This window comes from Streptomyces lavendulae subsp. lavendulae, from assembly GCF_002803845.1.
Classification (GTDB): Bacteria; Actinomycetota; Actinomycetes; order Streptomycetales; family Streptomycetaceae; genus Streptomyces; species Streptomyces lavendulae.
On record NZ_CP024985.1, the window covers coordinates 474,744 to 488,650 of the forward strand.

The 13,907-nt window shown below is 69.3% G+C and carries 11 protein-coding genes and 3 pseudogenes; 7 read left to right on the forward strand and 7 right to left on the reverse strand.

What is annotated here, in order from left to right; translation table 11 throughout:
- The first annotated feature begins 104 nt into the window (after positions 1 to 104).
- Positions 105 to 551: a hypothetical protein gene (locus tag SLAV_RS02360; protein WP_158740488.1), complete on the forward strand. Its 447-nt coding sequence runs from the start codon at positions 105 to 107 to the stop codon at positions 549 to 551.
- 13 nt (positions 552 to 564) lie between these two features.
- Here the strand turns inward: SLAV_RS02360 and SLAV_RS02365 are convergent, their stop codons facing one another.
- The 3 genes from SLAV_RS02365 to SLAV_RS02380 form a co-directional block, all read right to left on the reverse strand.
- Positions 565 to 1,071 (reverse strand): allene oxide cyclase barrel-like domain-containing protein, encoded by a 507-nt coding sequence (locus tag SLAV_RS02365; RefSeq protein WP_100660758.1) that lies wholly within the window; start codon positions 1,069 to 1,071, stop codon positions 565 to 567.
- Positions 1,072 to 1,474: 403 nt separating this feature from the next.
- A complete protein-coding gene (locus SLAV_RS02375) occupies positions 1,475 to 3,121 on the reverse strand; it encodes a hypothetical protein (RefSeq protein WP_158740486.1) in 1,647 nt (548 codons plus the stop codon).
- A gap of 225 nt (positions 3,122 to 3,346) precedes the next feature.
- Positions 3,347 to 3,793, reverse strand: coding sequence for an Lrp/AsnC family transcriptional regulator (locus tag SLAV_RS02380; protein ID WP_030226483.1), 447 nt, complete (start codon positions 3,791 to 3,793; stop codon positions 3,347 to 3,349).
- A 93-nt stretch (positions 3,794 to 3,886) separates the two neighbouring features.
- Between SLAV_RS02380 and SLAV_RS02385 the strand changes: the two genes are divergently transcribed.
- The 3 genes and pseudogenes from SLAV_RS02385 to SLAV_RS02395 all read left to right on the forward strand — a co-directional run bounded on the left by SLAV_RS02385 (position 3,887) and on the right by SLAV_RS02395 (position 6,100).
- On the forward strand, positions 3,887 to 4,705 hold the full coding sequence (locus tag SLAV_RS02385) for an LLM class flavin-dependent oxidoreductase (protein WP_030226481.1): 819 nt from the start codon (positions 3,887 to 3,889) through the stop codon (positions 4,703 to 4,705).
- Positions 4,702 to 5,139: a nucleoside deaminase gene (locus SLAV_RS02390; protein WP_030226479.1), complete on the forward strand. Its 438-nt coding sequence runs from the start codon at positions 4,702 to 4,704 to the stop codon at positions 5,137 to 5,139. Before SLAV_RS02385 ends, SLAV_RS02390 begins: the two co-directional genes overlap by 4 nt.
- A gap of 250 nt (positions 5,140 to 5,389) precedes the next feature.
- Positions 5,390 to 6,100: pseudogene (locus SLAV_RS02395) on the forward strand (transposase).
- Between the two features lie 35 nt (positions 6,101 to 6,135).
- Here the strand turns inward: SLAV_RS02395 and SLAV_RS02400 are convergent.
- The 3 genes and pseudogenes from SLAV_RS02400 to SLAV_RS02410 all read right to left on the reverse strand — a co-directional run.
- Positions 6,136 to 8,988, reverse strand: a complete 2,853-nt coding sequence (locus SLAV_RS02400; RefSeq protein WP_051840377.1) for a M48 family metalloprotease — start codon at positions 8,986 to 8,988, stop codon at positions 6,136 to 6,138.
- A 3-nt stretch (positions 8,989 to 8,991) separates the two neighbouring features.
- Positions 8,992 to 9,504: a hypothetical protein gene (locus tag SLAV_RS41730; RefSeq protein WP_063760247.1), complete on the reverse strand. Its 513-nt coding sequence runs from the start codon at positions 9,502 to 9,504 to the stop codon at positions 8,992 to 8,994.
- A 296-nt stretch (positions 9,505 to 9,800) separates the two neighbouring features.
- Positions 9,801 to 10,172 (reverse strand): annotated as a pseudogene (locus SLAV_RS02410) (transposase family protein); the annotation flags it as partial.
- A gap of 315 nt (positions 10,173 to 10,487) precedes the next feature.
- Between SLAV_RS02410 and SLAV_RS02415 the strand changes: the two are divergent.
- The gene (locus tag SLAV_RS02415) at positions 10,488 to 11,027 is read left to right on the forward strand and encodes an SMI1/KNR4 family protein (protein ID WP_279638203.1); all 540 of its coding nucleotides are present in this window, start codon (positions 10,488 to 10,490) and stop codon (positions 11,025 to 11,027) included.
- A 354-nt stretch (positions 11,028 to 11,381) separates the two neighbouring features.
- Here the strand turns inward: SLAV_RS02415 and SLAV_RS42150 are convergent, their stop codons facing one another.
- Positions 11,382 to 12,032: a helix-turn-helix domain-containing protein gene (locus SLAV_RS42150; protein WP_234333426.1), complete on the reverse strand. Its 651-nt coding sequence runs from the start codon at positions 12,030 to 12,032 to the stop codon at positions 11,382 to 11,384.
- Between the two features lie 175 nt (positions 12,033 to 12,207).
- On the opposite strand from SLAV_RS42150, the gene SLAV_RS02425 reads away from it, so the two are divergent.
- Entirely contained in the window at positions 12,208 to 12,681 is a 474-nt protein-coding gene (locus tag SLAV_RS02425; RefSeq protein WP_158740484.1) for a CAP domain-containing protein, read from the forward strand.
- A 191-nt stretch (positions 12,682 to 12,872) separates the two neighbouring features.
- Positions 12,873 to 13,268 (forward strand): annotated as a pseudogene (locus SLAV_RS43580) (ATP-binding protein); the annotation flags it as partial.
- Positions 13,269 to 13,907: the final 639 nt, after the last annotated feature.

A 13,907-nucleotide genomic window follows, 5' to 3' on the forward strand; every position in this document is an offset into this window, starting at 1 on the left:
GGTCGGGCAGTGCCGGTGCCGCCTGCAACCTTCGACCGTGGTCCGGCGTCGAACACTTCATGATCGTTCTACTGGTGATCGGGGTTCCCGTCCTCACTGCGGCCATGACCGGCGCGACGTTCGTCCGCGTGGGCGTCACGGTCCGCAGCCGCTCGCTACGCCCGCTGCTGAGGACACTCGCGTGCTTCCAGCTGTCGCTGGCCGCCTTCGGTATCGCAACCCTGGCCTTCGGGTGGGGACACTTGACCGGCTTCAGCGTCCCCGACCCCTATGCCCAATGCAACGGAGCGGGGTTCGACCGGACCGTCCCGCAGCGGCACCTGGTGACGAAGTCGGTGTTCCCCGTGTCCATCGTCTGCTCCGACTACCCGGACGGCAGGGACGGGGACGAGCAGGTGCCGGACTGGGTCAACCCGACCGTCTTCGCGGCCTCCGGGGTGGGCATCGCGGCTCTGGTCGCGATCCCCTTCACGGCCCGGGAACGGCGCCGCCGTACGGGAGCCGGTCCGACCCGCCGAGAGCAGCCGGACGCAGCACCGACGGGCGGCTGATGCCCCGGAGGAGTCAGCGGTCGAGGTCGATCGTGAAGCGCCTGGTGCCCGTACCGATCGTGTCGGCGTGGACCGAGCCGCGAGCCCGGTCGTACTTCCCGGTGCCGCCGGTGATCGCGTTGTCGAACGAAGGGGGAGGGCCCGGGACGAGATTGCCGAAGACCATCCCCTGCACGGCGAGCTGGCCGCCCGGGAGGGTGTAGGTCACGACGCACTCCTCCGCGCCGCCGTTGTCGACCCGGGTGGTGGTGCAGGTGCCGTCGGTCTCGCCGACCTCCTTGCCCTCCTGGTCGAAGAGGACGGAGCGGAAGACGGTCCGATCGCCCTGAGCGGCGGCGCCGCCGGGGTTGACGGGGAAGCGGGTCTGCTGCGCGAGCCGGCCGATGAGTGTGATGACCCGGTCTTTGTCCTTGTCGTGCCCGGAATCGCCGCCCGTCGCGGCGGACGCGACAGGGGCGCAGGCGAGGAGGGCGACCAGCGCGGTGGCCGTGCCCAGACAGGCTGCTCTGATGGGACGCATCGTGCGGCTCCTGAGGTTGATGCTCATGGATGGTGAGGCGACGAACCCGTCATGCGATGTCCTTCATAGCCTCGGCTCTGCCACCCTCCGGAGCGTCACGGCGCGACCCACCGGCAGATCCGACCGATCAGACCAACCCCGGCACGGCCTCACCGTGGCTGGACCACGAAGAACGGCGTACTCACGTTCACCGCCATCAGCATGGCGAACTCCTCCTCGGTGACCTGCCCGAGCTGATACCGGCGTTGTTGACCAGGATGTCCAGGCCCTTCGCACCGTGTTCCGCCAGCCCGCGGGCCAGCCCCTCGAACACCCGGTCCACCGCTCCGGCCTCCCCGAACCGGGCCCGCACGCGGTTCCGCCGGGCCCGTGAGCCCGGCGGGACCGTCGGCGTGCCGTGGCGTCAGCTGTCGGAGCGGAATGCCCCGTGGACCCGGAGGTCTCCCTGGATGGATACCTTCCCGTCGTTCGTGTGCATGATCCATTCATGTCCGTTGCGGACCGACAGATGCGCGTTCGCGTTCATCTTTCCGTTGAAGCGGGACTCCCCCTGGACACGCAGGATGCCGAGGGTGGAGAGGTCTCCGTTGACGGTGAGCGTCCGGTGGGCCTGGACTTCGCCCTCGGCGTCGAGACGGCCGTGGACGATCAGGCGCGGCGGGCCGTCCTGCGTCTCCAGCACGTTGTCGACGCTCAGCCCGCCGTGGAGGGTGAGGCGCTCCTTGACCTGGGCCCTCTGGGTGACCACGTCGTTGAGGTCCGCCTTGTCGGCCGCGATGGTCCCCCACTGACGGCTCCCGGCGCCCTGGAACACGTTCACCCCGGAGGGTGGGAACTCGATCCATCCGTCGGCGGCCGTGCGGCCCTGTACCCACTTGGTGTTGATGCCGTTCAGGTCGGCCGTGTCGGCGGCGACGGTTCCCCAGTCCTGACCGCCGTCCTTGCGCACGTTCACTCCCGACCGCGGGAACTCGACCCATCCCTTGCCCGCGTCGCGGTCGCCCACCCACTGGGTGTTGATGCCGTTCACGCTCAGCTTGTCGGCCGTGACGGTTCCCAGGTCCTCTCCCCCGCCGCGGCCCACCCTGATTCCGTCGGACGGGAACCGGATCCACCCGGCGTCGCTCTCGCGTCCCCGGACCCATGTCGCGGTCACCGTCTCGGTGTCGGTCCTGGCGGCGGAGAGGGTGCCGAGGACGTCGCCGGCGTCACGTATCTGGGCACCCTGCGTGGTGAAGGTGATCCGGCCCTTGTCCGTCGTGCCCTCGACCCACGGGCTGTGGACTCCGCCGGTCGCCGTGACGCTCTCGAACTCGGGGCTGCGCAGGTGGACGGTGGTGGTGAGGAAGTACCCGGGCTGCTGCCCACCCGGGGAGGTCGCCATCAGGGTGTACGTGGCGTCCCGCTTCGGCTCCCGGCCCGCCGCCGGCGACCACTGCCAGCCGCCCGTTCCCTGCTTCGGCGTGACCGTCTCCGGGGAGCCGTCCGGGCCCTGGATCCAGTACGTGAGGGTGTCGGGACCGTCCCACTGCAGGACGACGTCCTGGCCCGCGACCACCAGGGACTCCCTGGGGCGGAAGTTGCGCGGAACCGTGGGCAGCCGCTTCAGCAGGCTCAGGGTCACCGGGTTCTTCTGCACCCTGGCGCCGTTCGCCGCCCTCTCCGTCACGCTCAGCAGCACCAGGCCCGCCGCGCCGGAGACGGGGAATCCGTCCAGGACCAGGGCCATGGAGCCGGCCTCCCGGAACAGCGCGTTGGGGCGGGCGGTCACGGTGAGGACGCCCGTGCTGTCGTCCCAGGCGACGACCGGCTCCTCCCCCGGCTTCGTCGCCGTGTTCCGCTCGACCCGCGCCGTGATCGTCTTCGGGTCTGCCGTCAGATCGCCGTCCGCCTGGCCACAGGGCACTCGCACCTCGATGGAGTACCAGATCACCTCGTCCATGGTCGGATTGGAGACGACGATGTAGACCGTTCCCTGGTGCTCCTCACCGGCGTCCGACACCTGCAACGAAGTCGGTTCGGTGAGGATTTCGTAGTGCAGAGAAGCCATCGCTGAAGACCCCCTGTTTACGCTGTCCGGTTACTTGCCCCCGACGGGCACAGCCCCCTCAGCACAGCATTCACCGGACATTCCGACGACCCGATCCGCCCTGACCGGCGCGAAATAGACCTGCACTGGCCGAATCGGGAATCTCCCGATTTCTTGGATGATGAGGCCCCGGCGGACGTCTTGGTCCGCCCGGCCACGCGCGGGGGCGGCCACCGGATGCGGCGGTCAAGGGCGGCCGGGGCCGCGGTAGGGCAGGGTCCGGCTGTAGACGACGCTGGTGGTCGTGCTGCCGAAGCCGGCCAGTTCGTCCATGAGGGTCTCCAGGTGCTCCATGGAGGTCGCGGCCACCTTCAGGGTGTAGCAGTCGTCGCCGGTGGTGCGCAGGCACTCCAGGATCTCGTGCCGCTCGGTGAGCAGCCGGTGCAGCGGCTGGTGGCGGTTTCCCGGGTACTTCAGCCGGACGACGGCGAGCACGGGATAGCCGACCTTGGCCAGGTCCACGGTTGCGTGATAGCCGGTGATGACGCCCAGGGACTCCAGGTTCCGCACCCGTTCCGTGGTGGCGGAGGAGCTCAGTTTCACGCGCCGACCGAGCTCGCTGAGGGAGATGCGGGCCTCCCGTTGCAGCTGCCCGATGATCTCCCAGTCGATCCCGTCAAGGTTCACTGTCATACGGCGAATCTACCGGCAGAACCACGGAAGAACGCGGCCCCTACAGGGAATTGGATGTTCCGCATGCCGTGATCGCCGCGATAGCCTCCGATCATGAAACTTGGCGTCAACGTACCGAACTTCGGGCCGGGTACGGATACCGGCGTGCTCCGCGACTGGGCTCGGATCTCGGAGGGGCTCGGCTACGACCTGCTCATGGTCTCCGATCACGTGACCGTCACCCCGGACGTGGCCGAGCGGTACCCGGAGCCGTTCTACGAGCCGTTCACCACGCTGTCCTGGCTGGCCGGAGTCACCACCGGAGTGCGGCTGGGCACGACCGTGCTGGTCCTCCCGTACCGGCATCCGTTGCTGGTGGCACGGATGGCCGCCAACCTCAGCCGGCTCAGCGGCGGCCGGTTCGTGCTCGGCGTGGGCGTCGGCTGGGCCCGTCAGGAGTTCGACGCGCTCGGCGTGCCGTTCACCGCGCGCGGCCGGCTGACCGACGACTACCTGGCCACCCTGCGGGACACCTGGCGCACGGGCAGCGGGGACGGCGCGCCCCCGATCCCCGTCTGGGTGGGCGGCCACAGTGCGGCGGCGCTCCGGCGTGCCGCCAGGTTCGGGGACGCCTGGCACCCGCTGCGGCTCTCCCTCGCCCGGATGCGCACGGTCCTGACGGAGCATCCGGTACCGGCGTTCACACCCCGCATCGCCCTGCGCCTGACCGAGACGCCGGTCACCGACCCCGAGCGGATCGCCGGCGTCGGCACCGTCGAGCAGGTCCTCGACGATCTCGACCAGCTGCGCCTGCTCGGCGCCGACACCGTCGTGCTCGACCCCTACCACGGCGATCCGGAAGAGACCCGCCGGCCCCACACGGCCTGGCGGGCCCTCACCGAGGTGGCCGCCCACTGGAGGACTGCTTCATGATCACCGCTGCCGACGAGACGCTCCTGCGCCGCGCGATCGACATCGCGGCCGCCGCCGTCGCCGGGGGCGACGCACCGTACGGTTCCCTGCTGGCCGGCCCGGACGGCACGGTCCTCGCCGAGGCCCACAACACGGTCCGTCGCGACAACGACATCAGCGCCCACCCCGAGCTGAAGCTGGCCCGTTGGGCGGCCCGCGAACTCGACGCCGAGACGGCCGCACGCACCACCCTGTACACCAGCTGCCAGCCGTGCGGGATGTGCGGCGGCGGCATCGTCCGCTCCGGTATCGGCCGGGTCGTCTACGCGCTCTCGACCGAGCAGCTCATGGAACTCAACCCGCAGTCGGGCGAGTGGCCGGCGGTGGCGCAGGAGGGCCCGGCCCTGCTCGAAGAGGCACGCACCCCCATCGAGGCCTACTACGGGCCGAGGTGACGACGCCCCACGGCGTGGCGCCCGCCCCGGTACGGCCTGACGGCGGCTGCCGCCCGGGGCACGGCCGGGGAACAGGACCGGGGTCCCGACGCTGTTCAGAACCAGCGCTGGTTGTTGCCGCCGTTGCAGCGCATGGAGCATTTTCAGCTTGTCCACTGATCGGGTGATGGGAGAGTGGCCGTGGAACGGGCGGAGCCCCAGGGCTGTTGAGCAAGGTGTCTAAGCTCAACTCATCAGCCTTGGGGCTCCGTTGGTTCCCTATCGTGCCGTACTCGATGTCCCGCATGCACTCGTGGAGTGGGTCACGATGCTGATCGTCACCCGGAGGGCGACCGGTGGTGCAAGCTTCCGCCTTCGAGCCGGGCGATGGCTGCCCTGGTGTACTTACGGAAGAACGACACCCTGGCCCAGATCGCGGCCGGGTTCGGTATCAGCGTGGGCACCGCCCACGCATACATCCACACCATCGTGGCACTCCTGGCCGCCCGGGCACCGGGCCTGACCGCAGCGTTGAAAGAGGCGGACGCCAAATACGTCCTGCTCGACGGCACACTCGTCGAATGCGACCGGGTCGGTGACGGTCGCGCCGACTACTCGGGCAAACACCGCCTTCACGGGGTGAACGTGCAGGTCATCGCGGCTCCCGACGGGACGCCGGTGTGGATCTCACCCGCTCTGGCGGGCCGTGCCCACGATCTGACGGCGGCCCGTCAGCATTCTGGCGGACAGGGCCTACCAGGGAGCCGGCGCCGGTGTCGCCGTCCCGAGCCGGCGCCCGCCCGGCAAGGACCTCACCACCAAACAGAAGTCCGTCAACCGAGCCCACTCCCGCCTCAGGTGGTCCGTCGAGAGAGCCATCGCCCGGATCAAGACCTGGCGCATCCTCCGCAAAGCCTGGCTCAGCCCCAACACACTCACGTCAATCACCAAAGCCATCCTCACCCTGGAGACTCGCCGCTGAAAATGCTCACTGATGTCAGCCGGTCGACACGCGGCTCATGTTTCCTGCTTAGTGACGATCTCCGCAAGCTTCGACATGGCGTCCATGGCGGTTCTCACCCCGTCTTCCATCTCGTCAAGCGACGTGTCGAAGAGGCGGACCCGCTCGTCGTGTGTCAGGGGTTTCGCACCCCTGCTCGTACTCAACGCGTCCTTGCAGTCCTGGCTCCCGTGCTGGAGTCGGCGCAGTCCCTGGGAGTAGGTCTGCTGTATGTCCCTGAGGGGAATCGGGAAGAACTTCTGCATCGTGGAGATCTGCTGATCGAGGTCCCCGCAAAGCTGGTGGATCTGCTCGTCCGTACTGGTTTTGCTGGTCAGGGCGTCGCCGATTGCGCCGAAGGCGTGGCCGATGGCCTCATCGCGGTCCAGGCCGCCCATGGTGAGCCATGCCCTCGCCTGCCATCGCTGTATCTCGGCACTCGTCCGTGCCGGAGGGGGCGTTTGAAGTCCGGCAGGACTGTCGGCTGGTGTGGGGATGCTGCGCGGCGGGTCGAGGATGTCCGTCTGGGCCACGATGCCCAGGAGAGCGCCGGGAAGGCCCAGGGCGAGCACAGCGCTTCGCCTCAGCAGCGGACGCCAGGTCCGCCTGCCCGGCGGAGGGGGCACCTGGGACGGCGAGGGATGCGGCGGAGCTGCTGATGCGGGTCGCGGCACGGCGGACGGTCGTACTCTCAGACGTAGTCTCCGAATTGCCCGGCCAAGGCCGGCACCGGCCAGGGCCGCGAACGCGGAGAGGAAGACAGTAACGGCGAGCGACTGAGTGGCCATCAGTTTCACGGCAGTCAAGCCGTTGGCTGGGATCCAATGGCACTGGTTTCCGTACATGTTCGACGGGCCGAGGCAACCGTCCGCGGAACCCAGGAGGTACAAGGCGGCGTATGCCGTGTACTGCAGCACCTGGGTGGCGAGAAGCGCACGCAGCAGCCAGTAACTTCGGGAAACCCCTGCGACCATGGCTGCCGTGATCGCACAGGCCCCGCAGAGGGCCAGCATCTGCCCCCACATGAGGACGGTTCCGTACGCGCCCGCTCGCTCCATGATGGCCGCAGGTCTCCGTGAACGCAGCGCAAAGGCCACCGCGAGGAAGCCCAACGCGCAGAGGAGCCCGCCCGCGAATCCTGTCGCAAGCATCCTCCGCAGGCGAAGGCCGACCCTCCTGCCGCGCACATAAGGCAGCAGGGGGACGAGTGACATCATGAGCGCCGCGATCCCGGGAACGGTCTCGTGCGGCAGCAGCACGATGTGCCACAGAGTGTCGATCGCCGATAACTCGTGCGAGAAGTCCTGCCACGGGCCCGTGAATGTGTCATTGATCCACTCAGCCACCCTTCTGTCGTTGTCTGCGTAGCCCAATGACAGCAGAGAACCGTTCTTCTCCCACCAGAGCAGGCCGGCCCACAGCTGGAACAGCGTGGCAAGGAAGTTCAGGGCTATCGCTACGGCGCGTGGTCCCGCCCCTTTCAAGGTGAGCGTCATCCGGTGAAACTGCGCCGACCAGACCGCGGGTACCACGGCAACAAGTACCAGCCACACCATGTACTGCGGCTGACCGACCAGCCATACAGAGGCGGTGTTGCCACCGACGACAAAGACGCCGACCGCCAGGCCCACACCCAGCCATAGTCCGGCGCGGACGCCGGGCCCAGAGCCCTGTCGGGTGGACCTGGCAGGAACGAGGACCAGGGCGGGTGCGGCCAACAGCGCAGTGAGAAGTGACGGGATGGCTGATCCGCCAAGGCCGGGTGCCGCATTGAGCTGCCGGACAAGGAGCCACGCCGCCACTCCGACGAGCAACATCTCAAGGGAGCCAGGGTCCGACATCCGCCCGGGCCGTGCCAGGACGCGCCGACGCTCGGCCCAGTCCGGATGGGTGCGCAGCAGCGTGGTGAGGCGCCGTAGCGGGGCCGCCACCGGCCCCGAAGGATCGGGGTGGTCCCAGGCCGCCGGGTTTGCTCCCCAGCTGACCGCTTGCAGATCGGCGTGGAGTTCCCGGCGGCGCAGGAGGTTCGCGCGGGCCAGGTGCACTATCGCCACGAGCAGGAGTCCGGAGAGAAGGTACCGGGCGACGTTGGAGACCAGCGCAGGCCGGAAGGCGGATGCATCGGCCGACAAGGGTGAGCTTCCTGTGTCCAGCAGGCTGATGACCAGGAGGCCCCCCTCTCGGAGAAGGTAGGGAAGCAGGGCGACCACCACGCAGGCGCGCCACAGGGCGGTACTGCCGTATGCGAAGTCCACGTCGTGGTTGCGGATGTGGGCGAGTTCGTGCAGGACGACGGCTCGGAAGCCGTCCGGATCACTGGCTCGGCGCACGATCAGGCCTGTGTGGAGGCATACGGTGTAACGGCCGGCCCGGCCGTAGGCCACCGCGCCCGCGGTCGTGCGGGTCGGGTCCTCTCTGAAGCGCACACCCGGGCCGACTTCGCTGAGGACACTCAGTTCGGCGAGTTCGGCCGCAAGAGTCGCATCGTCCACCGGCCGGGTACGCGCATCCCGAAAGCGTGGCAGCAGCCAGACGTAGACGACAACCGCGGCGACCACCAACCCGAGGACCGCGATGACAAGGCCCGCAGCGTTTACCCGCGACGGCGGCACCCGAGAGAGACACTCGTCCAGGGCGGAGGAATAGCGGCGCCCGGCAAGAGTCAGATTCTCCAGATCAACCCTGCTCGGGTCCATCCCAGCGGCCAGAAAACAGCCGAGACTGCTGTCAGAGAGGCGGTCGCTGCTCGACTTCAGCATGACGTTGAGCATGGCGACGCTCGACGCGACGGCGAGGGTGATGAGGAGGACGAAACGCAGTCCTGTATCGATGACACCGGAGCGCAGGAGTCGGGGCAGCCGCGTCAGCACGGATCAGGTGGGGTCGGCGGAGTCGGGGTCGGCGTCCGGTCCTGAGCCTGTCTGCGAACCTGTCGTAAGCGGCTCCGTCACCAGCTGGGCTATCACCGCGTCCGCCAGTGCTTCCGCCTCGGTCTGGCTCATGCCCCGCGACACCGCACGCTCCAGGATGCGCTGCCGTATGCCGGTCAGTTGAACGGCGTCCAGTTCCCTCAGCTCGGCGGGCGGTGCGCCCGCCCCTCTTCGTAAGAGCCTCCGTAGCAATCGTCGGCACCGGGCGGCCGCACTTTCGGTGACGAGATCGACGCCATGCCGCGCAACCTGGTCGAGCGCCAGCCAGACGATGGGGGTGACCAGCGCGGAAGCTTCAGCAAGGCCAAATCCGAGCGGCTCCTTGCGTCGCCCCCGACCGGCGAGGATCCGCACTGCTCTTTCGTCGTCGAAGCGAAGCATGCCCTCTACGAGGGGCAGTTCGTGCGGCGCATGCTCCGCCACCACCGCACACACCACATCACGCACGCTGACCATGGTTCCGTCCCCCTCTCCTGCGGCGCCTCCGTCCCCCGTGCCAGCCGCAGAGTGATGAGAGTATGCAACGCCGGTCTTGCCGTGAGAAGACGCCTCGCAGCTGGGTGCCGACGGCGACAGCGGCTTTCGGACACCGGGGCTCCGCCCAGGGCATGTCCGGTCGGTTCAGGCGCCGACTCGGTGCCCCTGGCCGGTGTACACGGCCGCTCCGCTGCCAGTCGCTGCCCGGTAGCCTGCTCGTATCTGGGAAACTGCGGATGGCCGAGGCGCCAGCAGCGTCGTCCGCATCCCGTGTTCGAGAGGGTCTCCCATCGTCCCCAGCACGGGGTGCGGACCGTGCCGCCGACACCTCGGTTCCCCTTGTCGGCCCAGTACGGGATGCCGGCCTCGGTGAGGGCGTCGACGATGCCGTGTTCGCGGGCCGCGCGGACATCGTGGACGGCGCCGGGCAGAGCCGGTGATGCCCACAGCAGCCGGCTGAAGGGGTCGGCGATGACCTGCACGTTCATCCCGTGTCCCTTGTACTTGCCGGAGTAGAACGGCCGGTCCGCGGCGGTGCGGTCGATCGGCGGGAGTGTGCCGTCCAGGAGCATGTACGCCTTCGTCGGGGCGGCGCGGACGGCGTCGGCCAGGGTGGGTGCGAGGGCTGCCAGGAGGTCGACGGTCTCAGTGAGCGTTTTCAGCTTCGCCACTCCAGGGTGACACCGTGGCCCTCGTTTGAGCCCTGGAAGCTCCGAGGCTGGGCCCGCCGGGCACGGTCGGTTGTCTGTGAAAAGTTGAGGGCGGTCACTTCGCTGAGGGGACGGCCCTGCGCTTCGTGGCGGAAGATGATCACGGAGAGGGCTAGAACGCATGCTCGAAGTACCATCCCTGCAAGGTTCTCCGGCCGGTCTTCCCAACCTCCGCAGTGGCGTAGTCGGACGGAGACATCCCTGTGGAGAGGGCAGAGGGCGATGAGTGTGGCTGAGAGTTGGTCGCGTGTGATGAGTCTTCTTCGGGAGCACGCGCCGGCCGATCACGCGGATCTGCCGGGGCCCGCTACGGAGCAGATGCTCGCGGCAGCCGAGGAACGGATGGGGATCTCCCTTTATGGGGACCTGCGGACGTGGCTGTTGCAGAACAGTCTGGATCTGCCGGAGGAAGACGTCGACGACGACGTGATGTGCTGCGGCTTCGACGGGTTCCCCGACGAGGGAAGCTTCTTTCTGGGCATCCGGGCGATTGAGAGGCTCTACGCGAACCGCTCCGTGTCCGGTGGATTCGACCCTCCGGACCAGCCGGACTACCCGTTCTGGCGTAACGAGTGGATCCCGTTCCTGTCGGACGAGGACGGCTGGATGGGAAAGTTCGTCGATGTGCGGGACGGGCGCGTCGGTAGATGGTTCGTGGGGGAGCCCACGGTCACGGACGAGTACGAATCGATGGCCCAGTATTTCGACTCCGTAGCGGAGAGGCTGACGAGGATCGCCGAAGGAAGCTCCCCGGTCTGCCGGTTCACCGAAGGTCGACTTGCCTGGTCGTGAGACGGCTCCTGACTGGATGGCGGCCATTGCCGATCCGTCCTCGCCCTGGAACGGCGATGAGATTCTTCAGCGCTGACGTTCCAGGGTGAGGATGACAGCGGCGACGGCGGTCATGCGGTTGGGACTGCAGCGGGCTCTAGGAAGAAGAAGATCGGCACAGCGTGCGTTCCGCGCAGTACCGGTTGACGATCAGCGCAGTTGCCGGGCCGCCGGCGGATGCACCGGGGAGCCAGGGTGCACCGGGCCACACGGGCAGCGCTCGTACGCTCCCGACTGCGGGCTCCCGCGGGAGTGGCAGCCGGTCCCGGCCGATGCCCCGAAGTCCGGGCAGAAGCCGACTGGATGCGCATGCGGTCAGCCTGTAGGCAGGCCGATCCGGTCGCGTTCGCACGCGGAGCGGAGCTCCGAGAGGATCTGCGCGGCGGCCAGTCCCGAGGGGCCGCCGAGGGTGTCTGCGGTCAGTTCGGCCAGCGTTTCGGTGAAGGTCGCCTCCGCCGTCTCGACGGGTTGCCGGCCGTCATCGGTCAGGTCCGGCAGTGATGAGCGGCGATCCGATGGATCGAACCGCCGCCTGACCCATGCCTGCTGCTCCAGGCCGTCGATGCCCTTGCCGGTCGCACCGATCGATCCCGATGACGAATTCGGCGGCGAGGTCCGCCACCCGGGCCCCGGGGTGGTCGTGCAGGAAGCGCAGGAACTCGAACTGTGAGGTGACGATGCCGTGCCGCCCGCGAAGACGGCGTTCAGCGCGTTGTAGAGGCGCGTCTCGCAGCGGACGAGGTCGGCGAGGCACTGGAGCGTGCCGCTCTCTTTCTCGGCGAATACGGCCGCAAGCTGAGGAGCTGCGACAGCAGTTCGAGGGCACCAGAAGCCGGCCGGGGGCCGCGTAGGGGCTGCCGCCGCTCCCGGTTTCCGGTGTACCAGCGGTGGAACCGTCCGTTCTGCCGCCCCGGTCGCCGCCCCCGTCACCCGGACATACGCTGGCCGTAGGGGACCAACGGCCATGGGCCGTCCTTACAAGAGTCCGCGTCGCCGATGAGTCGGTCACCATCGCGCACGCCGACCGCAGCGCCCCCACCCCATCACGGTTGGCGGTCGTGCACCGCCCCGGAACTCTCCGCTGTTTCCGTGCGACCAGGGAGTCGCGATGACACACCATTCTCGCGCAAGCCGTCGGGTCATGACCATCGCGGCAACGCTGATGGCCGGAGGAATGCTGCTGGGGGCGGGCTCCACGGCGTCCGCCGCCGGCCGGGCCGCCTTCCCCGCCGAGGTCAGCCCGGGTGACCAGACGGCGATAGTGAACGACACCAATGCGATACGTCAGACGGAAGGCGCTCCGGACATCGCCTGGGACGCGGCTCTCGCCTCGGGAGCGCAGTCGTGGGCCGACAACCCCGGGTCCCACGCCGGTGGCCTCAAGCACGACACGAGCTTCAACAACGGCGCCGAGAACATGTCGAGCGCCGGACCGTCCTCGGCGGTGTCGCAGTGGGCCGGGGAGAAGGCCGCCTACGACGCGGCGGGCCCGAACTGGGACACGAACTCCCCCGGCTACAGGAACTGGGGCCACTACTGGAACATGGTCCAGAAGAACTACACGAAGATGGGCTGCGGTGCGGCGTCCGGCGTCACGGTCTGCCGCTACGCCTGAGCGGACCGGCACCGGACGTCAGGCCGAAGTCATCGAGCGCGGCACGGATTTGCTCCCCGTGCCGCGCTCGGTCCGAGCTGTGGCGGGCCACGGTGGGGGCGCCGTTTCACGGCTCTTGTCCCTTGTCACGTTCTGGTGAAGATCGTTGGCATTTCCGCAGTCGCCCTCCGGGGGGTGCGGAGGGGGCAGCTGTGTCAGAAGCACCGGCATTGGCGGGGCGGCGGCAGGAGACCGCCGCGCTCACCCGGGCCGTCGAGGAGCTCAGCGCCGGCAGGGGCACGGTCCTTGAGGTCGCCGGGGACCCCGGCATCGGAAAGACCGCCCTGCTGAACCTGCTCGCCCGGCTCGCCGCCGAACGGGGCGCAACCGTGCTCCGGGCCCGGGCACGCTCCGGTGAGGCCAAGCCGTACCAGGTCTTCCGCGACGCCTGGAAACGGTCCGTGCCCCCGGCGGCCGGCCCCCGTCCGCCCGCCGCCGAGGCCGGGCCCCCGTGGGACGCGGGATCGGATCACGAGCTGGTACGCGCCCTGCTCGACGGCTGCGCGCGCCGGGACGGCGGCCGCGGGAGCGTGCTCGTGCTGGACGACCTCCACCACGCGGATCCCGCCTCGGCCCGGCTGCTGGAAGCCCTCGCCGAGGACTGCGCCGCGCACCCGCTGGTCCTGGCTTTCGCCCTGCGGCCCCGGCAGACGCCGCCCGCCCTGCTCGCCGCCCTGGACGACGCCTCGCACACGGGGCACCTGGTCCGCGTGGAACCCGCTCCGCTGGACGCGGCGGCCATCGCCTCCCTGGCAGGCCGCGGGACCGCCGAACAGCTGGCCACAGGCTCCCTCGGCAACCCGCGCGCCCTGCGCGTCCTGCTGGCGGCGGGCCACGACCCCGGCCAGTGGCCGGCGCGGTCGGACGCGGCAGGCCCGCTGCTGCGCGCCGCGGCGCCGGTGCTCGCCGAACTGGAGGCCCTCCCGGGCGACTGCGCCGAGGTGCTGGCCGCCGCCGCAGTCCTCGGGGAGCCCTTTCGCCCCGGTGACGCCGCGCACGTGGCCGGGTACCCCGGCGACCGTACCGCCGCCGCCCTCGGCGCCCTGGCCGGCGCCGACCTGATCCGCTCCGGTCCCCCGGCCGGCACCCTGGTCTTCCGCCACCCCGTACTGGGACACCTCCTGCACCACCGGATGAACCCCGGCCTGCGGCACGACGCCCACCACCGCGCCCTCGGCCTGCTCGAC

Excerpts from the sequence above, each read along its gene's own strand:
- SLAV_RS02360 (WP_158740488.1), top strand. The coding sequence starts at position 105 with ATGACCGGCGCGACGTTCGTCCGCGTGGGCGTCACGGTCCGCAGCCGC.
- SLAV_RS02365 (WP_100660758.1), bottom strand. The coding sequence starts at position 1,071 with ATGCGTCCCATCAGAGCAGCCTGTCTGGGCACGGCCACCGCGCTGGTC.
- SLAV_RS02375 (WP_158740486.1), bottom strand. The coding sequence starts at position 3,121 with ATGGCTTCTCTGCACTACGAAATCCTCACCGAACCGACTTCGTTGCAG.
- SLAV_RS02380 (WP_030226483.1), bottom strand. The coding sequence starts at position 3,793 with ATGACAGTGAACCTTGACGGGATCGACTGGGAGATCATCGGGCAGCTG.
- SLAV_RS02385 (WP_030226481.1), top strand. The coding sequence starts at position 3,887 with ATGAAACTTGGCGTCAACGTACCGAACTTCGGGCCGGGTACGGATACC.
- SLAV_RS02390 (WP_030226479.1), top strand. The coding sequence starts at position 4,702 with ATGATCACCGCTGCCGACGAGACGCTCCTGCGCCGCGCGATCGACATC.
- SLAV_RS41730 (WP_063760247.1), bottom strand. The coding sequence starts at position 9,504 with ATGGTCAGCGTGCGTGATGTGGTGTGTGCGGTGGTGGCGGAGCATGCG.
- SLAV_RS02415 (WP_279638203.1), top strand. The coding sequence starts at position 10,488 with ATGAGTCTTCTTCGGGAGCACGCGCCGGCCGATCACGCGGATCTGCCG.
- SLAV_RS42150 (WP_234333426.1), bottom strand. The coding sequence starts at position 12,032 with ATGGCCGTTGGTCCCCTACGGCCAGCGTATGTCCGGGTGACGGGGGCG.
- SLAV_RS02425 (WP_158740484.1), top strand. The coding sequence starts at position 12,208 with ATGACCATCGCGGCAACGCTGATGGCCGGAGGAATGCTGCTGGGGGCG.